At 58.9% G+C, this 12,160-nt stretch carries 13 protein-coding genes; 8 read left to right on the forward strand and 5 right to left on the reverse strand.

Features of this window, described 5'->3' with window-relative positions; genetic code table 11:
• Window positions 1–59: 59 nt before the first annotated feature.
• From PD282_RS05605 to PD282_RS05615, 3 genes are read left to right on the forward strand one after another with little or no spacing between them, the layout of a single operon-like run.
• Entirely contained in the window at window positions 60–1,235 is a 1,176-nt protein-coding gene (locus PD282_RS05605) for an ArsA family ATPase (RefSeq protein WP_274649354.1), read from the forward strand.
• Window positions 1,232–1,687, forward strand: coding sequence for a DUF3995 domain-containing protein (locus tag PD282_RS05610; RefSeq protein WP_274649355.1), 456 nt, complete (start codon window positions 1,232–1,234; stop codon window positions 1,685–1,687). The genes PD282_RS05605 and PD282_RS05610 overlap by 4 nt, the downstream gene beginning before the upstream one ends.
• A gap of 54 nt (window positions 1,688–1,741) precedes the next feature.
• The gene (locus PD282_RS05615) at window positions 1,742–2,212 is read left to right on the forward strand and encodes a hypothetical protein (protein WP_274649356.1); all 471 of its coding nucleotides are present in this window, start codon (window positions 1,742–1,744) and stop codon (window positions 2,210–2,212) included.
• Window positions 2,213–2,357: 145 nt separating this feature from the next.
• Here the strand turns inward: PD282_RS05615 and PD282_RS05620 are convergent, their stop codons facing one another.
• The 3 genes from PD282_RS05620 to PD282_RS05630 form a co-directional block, all read right to left on the reverse strand.
• Window positions 2,358–3,035, reverse strand: coding sequence for an SDR family NAD(P)-dependent oxidoreductase (locus PD282_RS05620; protein WP_274649357.1), 678 nt, complete (start codon window positions 3,033–3,035; stop codon window positions 2,358–2,360).
• 151 nt (window positions 3,036–3,186) lie between these two features.
• Complete coding sequence (locus PD282_RS05625) at window positions 3,187–3,570, reverse strand: cupredoxin domain-containing protein (RefSeq protein WP_274649358.1); 384 nt, start codon at window positions 3,568–3,570, stop codon at window positions 3,187–3,189.
• Window positions 3,571–3,775: 205 nt separating this feature from the next.
• A complete protein-coding gene (locus PD282_RS05630; protein ID WP_274649359.1) occupies window positions 3,776–4,135 on the reverse strand; it encodes a phage holin family protein in 360 nt (119 codons plus the stop codon).
• A 247-nt stretch (window positions 4,136–4,382) separates the two neighbouring features.
• Between PD282_RS05630 and PD282_RS05635 the strand changes: the two genes are divergently transcribed.
• From PD282_RS05635 to PD282_RS05650, 4 genes are all read left to right on the forward strand, one after another.
• Window positions 4,383–6,743, forward strand: a complete 2,361-nt coding sequence (locus PD282_RS05635) for an endonuclease MutS2 (RefSeq protein WP_274649360.1) — start codon at window positions 4,383–4,385, stop codon at window positions 6,741–6,743.
• 26 nt (window positions 6,744–6,769) lie between these two features.
• Window positions 6,770–7,189, forward strand: a complete 420-nt coding sequence (locus PD282_RS05640) for a DUF350 domain-containing protein (protein WP_274649361.1) — start codon at window positions 6,770–6,772, stop codon at window positions 7,187–7,189.
• Window positions 7,190–7,328: 139 nt separating this feature from the next.
• Complete coding sequence (locus tag PD282_RS05645) at window positions 7,329–7,865, forward strand: hypothetical protein (protein WP_274649362.1); 537 nt, start codon at window positions 7,329–7,331, stop codon at window positions 7,863–7,865.
• 120 nt (window positions 7,866–7,985) lie between these two features.
• A complete protein-coding gene (locus tag PD282_RS05650) occupies window positions 7,986–9,302 on the forward strand; it encodes an MFS transporter (RefSeq protein WP_274649363.1) in 1,317 nt (438 codons plus the stop codon).
• A gap of 7 nt (window positions 9,303–9,309) precedes the next feature.
• Here the strand turns inward: PD282_RS05650 and PD282_RS05655 are convergent, their stop codons facing one another.
• A complete protein-coding gene (locus tag PD282_RS05655) occupies window positions 9,310–10,398 on the reverse strand; it encodes a CotH kinase family protein (RefSeq protein ID WP_274649364.1) in 1,089 nt (362 codons plus the stop codon).
• 154 nt (window positions 10,399–10,552) lie between these two features.
• Window positions 10,553–11,020 carry a hypothetical protein gene (locus tag PD282_RS05660; RefSeq protein ID WP_274649366.1) on the reverse strand — a complete coding sequence of 156 codons (468 nt, stop codon included), beginning with the start codon at window positions 11,018–11,020 and terminating at the stop codon, window positions 10,553–10,555.
• Window positions 11,021–11,315: 295 nt separating this feature from the next.
• On the opposite strand from PD282_RS05660, the gene PD282_RS05665 reads away from it, so the two are divergent.
• Entirely contained in the window at window positions 11,316–12,131 is an 816-nt protein-coding gene (locus tag PD282_RS05665) for a hypothetical protein (RefSeq protein ID WP_274649367.1), read from the forward strand.
• The last annotated feature ends 29 nt before the right edge of the window (window positions 12,132–12,160 follow it).

A 12,160-nucleotide genomic window follows, 5' to 3' on the forward strand; every position in this document is an offset into this window, starting at 1 on the left:
GTGAAGGCTCGATTTTACCCACTTAGTACGAAATCGTAATAATTTCAGGAGGGCCACAGATGAGAATTATCATCTATACGGGCAAAGGCGGGGTCGGGAAAACAAGCATTGCGGCGGCAACCGCAGTCCGGCTCGCTGCGGAGGGGCATCGCACCTTGGTCATGAGCACGGATTCGGCGCACAGCTTGTCCGATTCCTTCCAGCTGACTCTCGGGGGCGAACCGGTCAAGATCGCCGAGCGATTATGGGGCCAGGAGGTAGACAGTCTGCGGGAGACCGAGAAGCATTGGGGGGCGGTGCAGAGCTGGCTGTCCGGCTTGATGAGCTGGGCAAAGCTGAACGATATCACGACCGAGGAGACGCTTGTTTTTCCCGGCATGGAGGAACTGTTCAACCTGATGCAGATAAAGCGCCATGCTGCAAGCGGGACCTATGACGTCATCATAGTCGACTGTGCACCCACGGGGCAAACGCTCAGGCTGCTCAGCTATCCGAATCTGCTTAAGTGGTGGATGGAGAAAATTTTTCCGCATGAACGCCGTCTGATCAAATGGGCGAGGCCGATCGCCAAGGCGGTCACCGGCGGCCTGGAGCTGCCGAACGATCAAGTCATGGACAGCATCGAGGCATTCGTGCGCGAGCTGGAGGATCTGCAGGCCATCATTGCGGATCATGCGGTTGCGACCATGCGTCTGGTCATCAATCCGGAGAAAATGGTGATCGCTGAAGCGAGGCGGGCGTTCACGTATCTGAATTTGTTCGGCTTCAACACAGATGCGGTTATCGTCAACCGGGTGCTTCCCGAAGGGGCCGGTAGCGGTTACTGGTCGACGTGGCGGGAGATTCATGCCAAGTATGAAGAGGAGATCCGCGGCTGCTTCAGCCCGCTGCCGATACTCAGCGTTCCGATGATGGAGCGGGAGGTGCACGGGCTGCCTATGCTGAAAAGAATCGGGCAGGCCGCTTTCTCCGATTGCGACGCCTCCGCGGTGCTGTACCGGGGAAGAATACAGGAGGTTCGCAAGGAGGGGGACGATTATTTTCTGGATCTCGAATTGCCCTTTGTCCGGAAGGATCAGCTCCAGCTGAGCGAAAAAGGCGACGAGCTGACGATCCAGGCGGGCCCTTATAAAAACAAGGTGCTTCTGCCGCGCTCCCTGCAGGGGCGGCCCATCGTAGGGGCGCGTTTTTCGGAACAAAAGCTAACCATCCGTTTTGGAGGGAGAAGCGTATGATGGACGAACATTTGAAAGAAATCGCAGGAATACTAATCGCGGCTGTTCTCGTTCTGGACGGCCTGCTGCATGTATACTGGGCAACGGGCTGCATTTGGCCCGCATCGGATCGGCTCGCCCTAAGTCAGGCGGTCCTCAACAGCAACAAAACGCGGCTGTTCAAACCGGCGACGCTGGTTCCTCTTGCCTGTATGCTCTTTCTCGGCGCTCTGGCCGTCCTGGTCAGGCTTCATCTTATCGAAATGCCCGGGGCGTACCTCCCTTCCTGGCTCCTCGAGCTGGCTGTCCTGGCGATTACGGCCGGATTCCTGATGCTCGGGCTGGCGGGCATCATCAGGGCTCTCGGTCTGGTAAAATCCAAGAGCAGGCTGTACTACAGGCTCAATCTTATCGTCTACATGCCCGCTTGCCTGCTGCTCTTCGCAGCCGCGATAGCCGCTTTTTATTCATAATTTACTACGATTTCGTAGAAAAAGGATGCAAACCGACACGGGAGGATGAATGGCATGTTCCAATGGGGAAAAGTCGTCAAAAACGGGATCGCGGCCACGGCCGTAATGGAGATTTTCTACCGGGTGTCCAATCTGGTTGTTCATCATGGGATTGATGTGCCTTACGCAAACGGAAAGTCGGTCGCGCTCACCTCTCCATTCCTGATTTATTTGGTCGGCTATGTGATCGATCTGATCGGGGGAATTGCATTTTCCGCGCTGTATGCGCGCTTCGTCCGCCCCAAAGGCTATAAATCGGGCATGATATTTGCCGTACTGTTCGTCTGGTTAATCATTGACGGCTTCCTATTTGAGCCGATGGGGCCTGCGGGCATCTTAATGCTCGACTCGGGTTTCAAGGCCGTCGCGGTCAATTTGTTCGCGCATGCGGTGTACGGGGCTGTGCTCGGCATAATGTTCCGGCGGGACAGCCTCAAGGCCGGCGGTTCGCTTCCTGTTCGTGGAGCCCGGATATCGAGCTTATAAAGGGAAACGCGAGCAGCGAGAGCGGCCGCCGCGGGATCCCGACAAGTCCAAGACTCACCGGGATGGATTGAGAAAACGCCGGGGAAGAAGCCGCAGCTTCCTCCCCGGCGTTTTGTTTTGATTCCGCTTTATTGCTCCGGCCGACCTAGTGCGAAACGAGCGTGCCGCTCGGCCCGCCGGGCGGCACCGCCGCCAGCTTCAGCAGATCCGGGGCAACCAGCCGCGGATCCTTGCCCGTCGCATGCATTTCCGAGCGGATCGTGCCGGGATTAAACAGATTGGCGATAATGCCGCTGCCGCTTTCTTCGTCGGCGACGGTGCGAGTGAGCGATTCGAGTCCGGCTTTGCTGGCGCTGTATGCCGCATAGCCGCCAGCGCCGTTCCCGGCAAGGCCGGACGTAATGTTGACGATGCGGCCGTAACGCGCCTTCCGCATGGCCGGGATCACTGCCTTCGTCAGCAAAAACGGGCCCGTCAGATTGACGGCCAGCTGTAACGTCCATTCCGCTTCCGTCATTTCCGCCACTCGTCCCGGCTCGAACACGGCGGCGTTATTCACCAGAATATCGATCCTTCCGGTTGCCGCCATAACCGTTTCCACCGCGAGCCCGACCTGCCTCTCGTCGGACACGTCGGCCGGAACGACGAGCGCGCTCCCCATTCCGTGCTGCGCGATCATCGCCGCCGTTTCTTCCAGCTTCGTTCTGCGCCTTCCGACCAGGGCGACAACCGCCCCTTCTCCGGCGAAAACGACCGCCGCCGCCCGTCCGAGCCCCGTTCCCGCGCCGCTGATGATCGCCGTTCTGCCGCTCAGCATACCCATCCGAACCGCCCCTTCCGATTGAGTCTGAGTCCATCGTAACAAACCGACGGCCGGCGGAGAAGGGGCTGCGCCATCACGTTTTCTTATTTAAACCATCACCCGCGGTTATGTGAAGCTGACCATCATTCCTAGGAGCACGGTTGTCAGCCGGTTATTCGACGACCAGCTTCGCTTTCATATCCGCATGACCGGTGCCGCAAATCACGTTGCAATGGATCTCGTACGTGCCGGCATCGTTTACCGTAATGACCTGTGAGCCGCCGCTTTCGAGCTTGACGTTCAACTCGTCGATCGCCACGCCGTGAACGCCGCTTTCGGACGTCAGCGTCAGCTTGGTGGCCACGCCTTTCTTGACGTGATATACCGGCTGGTCGTACGTCCAGTTTGACGCCTTGATATCGACCTCGTCGGCGGCGGCGACTCCCGTGTTCTGCACGCCGCTCGCGGGCGACGTCCCGGATTTGTCCGCTCCGCAGGCGGCCAGCGCAAAGGCGGCGACAGCCAGTGCTGCAATAATGGTCATGTTCTTTTTCATTTCTATACGACTCCCTTCAATATGGCCGGCATCGTTTGGTTATAACCATTCCTTCCATATACCAGTATACCTTTCACCCGGTAAAATGGCAGTGTCGGACCGATGAAGGGTTGTTGAACATTTGTTGAACGGCGGACCGCTTCCCTGAAGCGCGAAAACCGGGCGTCGGATGATCCGAGCCCGGTTTTCGCCTGCTCCGCATGGCTTAGCGGTGTTTTTCCCGGCCGGCTTCGTAAGGCGTGCTGACGGGGATGAACAAATCGATAATCCCGATAACGAGAGCGGCCAAAATGGCGCCGAGCCAGGTGACCTCGACATTGCCGACGATAAATTGGGCGATCCAGATCACGGCCGCGCTGGCGAGAAAGCCGACGATGCCGCGTCCGAACGGCGTCACCCGTTTGCCGAAGATGCCTTCGATGATCCAGCCGAGCGCGGCGATGACGAGAGCAAGGAACAGCGCGCTCCAAAATCCTCCGACGCTGAACTGGGGCACGATATACCCGACGATCATCAGCACGATCGCCGATATGATGAACCGTACCACATGTCCCAAAAATTGCATTTCAAAAACCTCCTCGGAGTTTTCCTGAAACGGCATCCGCGGGAGCGGAAAACGCGCTTCTGCAGCAGATGCCGGCAGCCCGGTGCGAATAGGCCGGACACCGTCCGCCGATCTCCTGCCGAAGCTGTTTTAAGGGATGCATCATTTATTGTTGCCCGGCCCGCTCAGGTCATGCATGCCAGCTTACGTCATGGCATACACTGTCAGCTTCGATTATAATAAGGAACGAGAGGGGTTGTGCTTGCGCGTGGACGCCAAGATTTTACACACATTGGAATATGCGAAAATTGCATATCTATTAATGCAGCACGCCGCCACTTCGCTTGGCAAGGAGGCTGCGGAAGCGATCCGGCCGCACGTCGGCCTGGACGAGGTGAAACGCGGCCTTCAGGCGACGGACGAGGCGTACAAAGCCGACCGGCTGAAGGGGAACGCCCCGTTCCGCGGCGTGGCGGACATCAAACCGCAGCTGCACCGCTCCCGCATCGGCGGCATGCTGAATCCCGCGGAGCTGCTGCAAATTGCCGAGACGTCGCGCGGCTCCCGCCGGGTGAAGCGGCATATTTTGCAGCTGCATGAGGACGACCCGGTGCCTTTGCTCGCTTCGATCGCCGGGCAGCTGACGGAGCCGAAGCCGCTTGAGGATGCGATTTTTGCCTGCATCGACGAGCAGGCGGCCGTGATGGACGGCGCGAGCCCCGAACTGGCGGCGGTGCGCCGCGAAATTCGCGGCGGCGAAGGGCGCATCCGCGAACGGCTCGAGCAGATGATCCGGTCTTCCTCTGTGCAAAAAATGCTGCAGGACGCCATTGTAACGATCCGGGGCGACCGTTATGTCATCCCGGTTAAACAGGAATATCGCTCCCATTTCGGCGGCATCGTCCACGACCAATCGGGCTCCGGGGCGACGCTGTTCATCGAGCCGGAAGCGATCGTAGCCATGAACAATAAGCTGCGCGAGCTGCGGGCGGCCGAAACGAGGGAAATCGAGAAAATTTTGCAGAAGCTGACGGCGCTGACAGCCGAATACGCAGACGATTTGCTGACCGATCTGGAGCTGCTCACCGAGCTGGATTTCGCTTTCGCGAAAGGGCGCCTGGCCCACCAAATGCGGGCATCGCTGCCAAGGATGAACGATCGCGGCTTCATTAAGCTGCGCCGCGGCCGCCATCCGCTTATCGCGGACGACAAGGTCGTGCCGCTCGACGTGGAGCTCGGCAACCAGAATACGGCCATTATCGTAACGGGTCCGAACACCGGCGGCAAAACCGTGACGCTCAAGACGATCGGGCTGCTCAGCCTGATGGCGATGTCCGGCCTGTTCGTGCCGGCGGACGACGGGAGCCAGCTGTGCGTTTTCGACGCGATATACGCGGATATCGGAGACGAGCAGAGCATCGAGCAAAATTTGAGCACGTTCTCGAGCCATTTGACGAATATTATCCGGATTTTGAATACAATGACAGCCAAAAGCCTTGTGCTGCTTGACGAATTGGGCGCCGGCACCGATCCGGCGGAAGGCTCGGCGCTCGCGATTGCCATTCTGGAGCATATTCACCGTCTCGGCTGCCGCATCGTGGCCACGACCCATTACAGCGAGCTGAAAGCGTACGCTTATAACCGCAAAGGCGTCGTGAACGCCAGCATGGAATTTGACGTCCAGACGCTGAGCCCGACGTACCGGCTGCTTGTGGGCGTGCCCGGGCGAAGCAACGCGTTCGCCATCGCGGAGCGGCTGGGGCTCAGCCGCACGATCATCGATCATGCCCGCGGCGAAGTGAGCGAAGAGGATATGCGCGTCGAGAATATGATCGCCTCGCTCGAGGAGGACCGGATCGGCGCCGAAGCGGAGCGTCAGACGGCCGAGGCGCTGCGCCGGGAGCTGGAAGCGCAGCGGGCCCGCTTCGAAGCGGAGCGGCGGAAGTTCGACGAGCAGAAGGAACGCATGCTGGAGAAGGCGCGGGAAGATGCGCGCGAGGCCGTCGCCAAGGCAAGGCGGGAGGCGGAGCAAGTGATCGCCGATTTGCGCCGGCTGGCGATGGAGGAGGGCGCTTCGGTCAAGGAGCATAAGCTGATCGAAGCGCGGCGGCGGCTGGACGAGGCTGCCCCGGAGCGGAAGGCGTCGGGAGCGAAAAAACCGGCGGCGAAACCGCAGCGCATCGAAGCCGGCGACGAGGTGATGGTGCACAGCCTGGGACAGCGCGGACATGTCGTGGAGCTGAGCGGCGGCGGCGCCGTCGTGCAGATGGGCATCCTGAAGATGAAGGTGGAGCTCGGCGACCTGGAGCTCGTGAAGCGTCCGGAGGCGGCGAAGCAGCAGCAGCCGAAGCAGGCGGCGAGCCTGAAGCGCACGCGGGACGAAAACGTGCGGATGGAGCTCGATTTGCGCGGAGCGAACGTCGAAGAAGCGATCGTCGAGGTGGACCGGTTTCTGGACGAATCGTTCCTGTCGGGCCTCGGGCAGGTTTACATTATCCACGGTAAAGGCACGGGCGTACTGCGGACGGGAATCAGCGAATTTCTGCGCCGCCACAAGCATGTGAAAAGCTACCGGCTCGGCAATTACGGCGAAGGCGGAACCGGGGTCACCGTTGCGGAGCTGAAGTAGCTTTTTAACCGGGGAGGGGAACGGGAATGGACACCGAAGTCGATAAAATGCTCGGCAATCCGTATTTGGCGTCGCTCTCGTACGTTTCGGTGACGGTGCTGGCGCTGCTCGTATTTCTTTTTATTTTCGAGCTGGTCACCCGGTATCAATGCTGGCAGGAAATTCGCAAAGGCAATCTGGCGGTGGCGATGGCGACCGGCGGCAAAATATTCGGCATCTGCAACCTGTTCCGCTTCTCCATTGAAGCGAACGATACGATTTATCACAGCATCGTCTGGTCGGCCTTCGGTTATGCGGTGCTGCTCGCCGCCTATTTCCTGTTCGAGTTTCTGACGCCGGTGTTCCGGATCGACGAGGAAATTCAGCGCGGCAACCGGGCGGTCGGTTTGATCGCGATGATCATCTCCGTCTCGCTGTCTTACGTCATCGGCGCGACGATTTCCTGACCGCCGGAAACCTAGTGGAACGAGAGAGGTTTTAAGCGAACATGAAATATTTGTGGGGAACGCTGTTTGCGCTTGCGGCGCTGTTTATCGTGCTCGGCGTCTTTTATCTGCTTCATTAACGGGAAAGAAGGGAACATCGATGGAAGAGCATGTCATTTGCCCTTGGTGCCAGACGGAAATCGTCTGGGACGAGGAAATCGGGCCCGAAAAAAATTGTCCGCACTGCGAAAATGAACTGTCCGGCTACCGGACCGTCCAACTCGGCATCGACGGCATCGATCTGGACGAGGACGAAGAGGAGGAAGAAGAGAGGACGGACGCGGAGGAAACGGACGAACACGGCGAAGGCGACTTTGCCGACCTGCGTTCGTTCCACCGCAGCCAGTTCGTTTTCGAGGAGGTAGCGAGCCGCATCATCGAAGAGCAGGACGAAGCGCCCGAATGCCCGGTCTGCCGCGAATTTATGCTTGAGGCGGGGCTGCAAACGGTCGAGGAAAGCCGGTTTGCGCCGCGGACGACGGCCGCGCTCGGCGAGCCGGTCGTAACGGCACCGTTCCGGGTCGTCTGGTACGTCTGCCCGGCCTGCTTTCATACGGAAAGCAAGCTCGCCTATCCGGAGCGGGAACGGCTTGTCCGGCTTCTTTCCAAGGCCACCGAAGAGCTCGATCTCGATTGACGCCGGCTTCCGTGCCGAAGTAAATATTGGTAATTTTGCCGCTCCGGCATGCCGCCGCCGCTTTGGGGGAACCTTACGTCAAGGATAAAGCCAACGCACGGCAGGCAGGAGGGAATCGCCTTGGAGCAAGGCAAGCATTCGGTACAATCGCACTGGTATCATTCGATGCAGCGGCGCAAGCTGCGGACGGAAACGCTTGGCGGCGAACGCAATTTAAGCGATACGACGCTCGGCGGACAAGCGGTGCTGCTGCTCGTCGTACAGGCGCTCATGGGCGTGGCGGGCGCGCTGTCGGGCACGTTCGTGCCGGTATATATATGGAAGGTCAGCCATTCGTTCGCTTTGATCGGCTGGTTTAATTTGAGTCAATATGCGGTCAGCGGGCTGACGTTCTGGTTTGCCGGCAAATGGGTGAAGGAGCACAACAAAATGAACAGCCTCCGGCTCGGCGTCGCGCTGTCGGGGGTTTTCTATTTCACCGTGCTGCTGCTCGGCCGGGCGGCCGCGATTTACGCCGTGCCGCTCGGCATGCTGAACGGGCTGGCGCTCGGCTTTTTCTGGCTGGCCTACAATGTCGTTTATTTCGAAATAACGGAGCCGGGCAACCGCGACCGGTTCAACGGCGTGGCCGGCTTTCTCGGATCGGGCGCCGGTATCGTCGCTCCCTGGGTATCGGGACTGCTCATTACGACGTTCAAAGGGCAGCGGGGCTATACGATCATTTTTACGATATCGGTTATCATTTTCGCCATTGCGGCCGTTCTAAGCTTCTGGCTGAAGAAAAGAAAGACCGGGGGACATTACGACTGGAGCTACGGCATCCGGCAAATCCGGAAGCCGGGAAATCCATGGCGAAGGGTCAGTCCGGCGATCGCGGCGCAGGGCGTCCGGGAAGGCGTCTTCATGTTTTTAATCGGCCTGCTCGTCTACATCGCGACAGGCAACGAGCAGAAGCTCGGCAACTTCTCGCTTATTACGTCGCTCGTCTCGCTCGTCAGCTTCTGGATTATCGGCAAGCTGCTGACGATGAAGCGGCGCAAAACGGCGATGCTGGTCGGCGCGCTGGCGATTACGGCCGTTATTATCCCGCTGTTCTGGCCGATCCGCTTTATGACGCTGCTCTTGTTCGGCCTCGGCGTCGCCCTGTTCATGCCGTTCTACATCATCCCGATGACGTCGGCCGTTTTTGATCTGATCGGCAAAGACGAGGAAAGCGCCAGCAGGCGCGAGGAGTTTGTCGTTCTTCGCGAAGCGGCGCTGACGGTCGGCAGGCTGATCGGCATCGGCGCGTTTCTGCTCGTGCTGCCGCTGGCAGATTCGTCCCCGCAGGCCATTCCCTGGCTGATGCTGGTCGTTGGCGCTTCGCCGATCGCAGCCTGGTGGCTGATCCATCCCTTTGTCGGCATTCTGGCCGGGGGGCCGGAGCGGGCGAAATGAGGCGGGCTTATTTCGCCGCGTCCGCTTTTGCCCAGCGCCGAAGCTCCCTTCGAACGATCTCCCGCCGCTCGGCGATATATTGTTTAATTTGATCCGGTTCCTCCTGAAAGGCGGAGAACGGCCACTTCCGGGTAAAGTCGTCGCGAATTGCGGGGGCCAGCGCCGCGTAAATGGTATCGATTTCCGGGGCGATTTGCTCGACCGAGAACGGACCGGCCAGCAGCTTCCGCAGCAGCCTGCGGTAGGCGACCCGGTTGCTCCGGTAGGCGAGCACCTTCCGCGTCAGCTTGTTATGCCCCTGAATCGGGACGAGATCGCTGCCGCACAATTTCCCGTAGCAGTTTCTTCCCCATGTGCCTTCATAATCCCATGGAATCATGCGAAGCCGTTTGGATGGCAAATGTTCATACAGCGCGTAATTCTGGTCGAAGCCGTCGTAATTGCCGGTCAAGACGGCGCCGGCCAGCCACTGCAAATATTGGGAAACGTCCAGCTTTTTTCGCAAATATAACCGAAGCGACCGGTTCGCCGGACGGTTGATCCGGCGGATGAAGCGTACGAGCCGGGTTTCCGCGGACGATTCGCCCATCATCAGCCGGTAGCCGGAAAACAACGATTCCTTGCGCAGCTTCGTGTCCCGGTCGATCAGGCCGAACGTTGCATTGTCGTTGACGGCATAAATCAATGAATGGGCCTGAATCCCGCGTTTTTTGAAAAAGGTCGCATCGACCGATTCCAGTTCCAAATAAACGCCGTGCTGCTGGCCGTTCCATTCCAGCCAGAAGTGCTGCGCGGTTGGGGACGGAACGCCGATCATCTCGAAAAAACGGAACGACAGGGCGTTGCGGATCATCGAGGGGTCGTCGGATTCGGCGTTCCAGTGCAGCGTCAGCTTGCCTTCCACCAGCACCTCGTACGATTTTTTCGGGTAATTGCGCGTATGGCCGCCGCGGTACCGGATCTGCGCGTCGAACGTCCGGCCGTCCATTTCGAGCTTTACCGGAACGAACTGCCGGCTCCAGACATTCGACTGCAGCTGCCGCAAATCGTCCGGGTCGATCGTGATTTTGCGGACCGGCGCACTCAGGTCGGACATGGTGACATCCCCTTACCTCCATAATAAAAAGCCTATCGCATCGCGATAGGCTTTCGTTTATTTACACTATGCCTTTCCGGAGGGAAATGTCACAGCAGGGACGGCTTTATCTCTCTATTCATCGGTCAGGAGCAGGCGGCTGGCGGAATCCGTCTTATTTGCCGCCTTTGCTGCCGCCCGACTTGCGGCCGCCGGACTTGTGATCGCCGCGGGACCCTTTCGAGCCGCCGGACTTGTGATCGCCGCGGGACCCTTTCGAGCCGCCGGACTTGTGATCGCCGCGGGACCCTTTCGAGCCGCCGGACTTGTGATCGCCGCGGGACCCTTTCGAGCCGCCGGACTTGTGATCGCCGCGGGACCCTTTCGAACCGCCGGACTTGTGGTCGCCGCGGGATCCTTTCGAGCCGCCGGACTTGTGGTCGCCGCGGGACCCTTTCGAGCCGCCGGACTTGTGGTCGCCGCGGGATCCTTTCGAGCCGTCCGACTTGTGATCGCCGCGGGACCCTTTCGAGCCGTCCGACTTGTGATCGCCGCGGGACCCTTTCGAGCCGCCGGATTTGCGGTCTTTTTTGTCGTCTTTATGGTCGCCGCCCAGCGCAAACCCTTTTTTCGTTTTCGCCATTCTCGTTATTCCTCCCTCGTGTTTTGATAATACAAGCTATGTCGTAAATCTATTAATTGCGCCGGGCGCTCGCTTAATCTCTTAAAAATAGATATCAATCTAGTACCGCGTGGCTATGGGATACATATAAATATATTACAAATTGTCCCCCATGATAGATTTCACGGGGACAATCAATGGAGGGATGATGCCGCAGCATATAAGAAGGAAACGCTATTAGCAGGCAGCGGAAGCGCAAGCGGCGCTTCGAATGGAGTCGAGTCGTCATTCTATTACGTTCTGGAGGGATTTGTTCATGACCATCGGGGAAAAACGAGTCAAAGCTGCATGGGGCGGCGGCGGACATCCGTACGGTTACTTCGGCGGAGCCGAAACCGCGCCGGAAATGACTTCGCCGGGAATGGCGTCGCCGGGGCACAAGTCGCACGACGCGAAAAAGCCGACGCGGGGCACCCGCGGAACCCAAGGCAGCCGCGGCGGAAAAAAAGACTATTTGGACGCGCTTGTCGGCACGCTGGTGAAAATAAACCGCGGCGGTCCGGATTCCGTGCAAGGGCGGCTGGTTGCCGTGCACAAAGGATATACCGTCTTGTCGACGTCGAACGGAACGGTTTACATCAATTCCTATCATGTCAAAAGCATTACGCAGGTAGAAAAGAAGAAAAGCCGCGGCCGCAAACAATCGCATCATTATATTATGGCCGACAGCTTCGAAGGCGTTCTGCACAAGCTGGTCAAACAGTTTGCTCAAATCAACTGGGGCGGGCCCGAACGTATGGACGGCTTCATCGCCGAGGTCGGCGGCGATTCGCTGCTACTGATCGTCAATAACGAATTCGTTCGCATTCCGCTTCAGCACATCAGAACGATCAAGCATTCCGGCAAATACGCCAGTAACGGCAGCCAAGGAAGCCGAGGATCGAAAGGCTCGAAGGGCGACAACTCCGGCGGCGGTTCGAAAAGCGGCGGATCGAAAAGCGACGGATCGAAAAGCGGCGGATCGCACGGCAGCTCCGGCAACAAAGGAAAGAGCAGCAAAGCGAGTGCGCGCGGCGAGACGTCCAAAAAAACGAAGCGTTCGGCATTCTCCCGCCGTCTTGGCAAAAAGTAATGACGGAGCGGCAGGAGCCGGCCCAAGGT

Origin of the sequence: Paenibacillus humicola (assembly GCF_028826105.1) — a bacterium.
GTDB classification, from domain to species: domain Bacteria; phylum Bacillota; class Bacilli; order Paenibacillales; family Paenibacillaceae; genus Paenibacillus_Z; species Paenibacillus_Z humicola.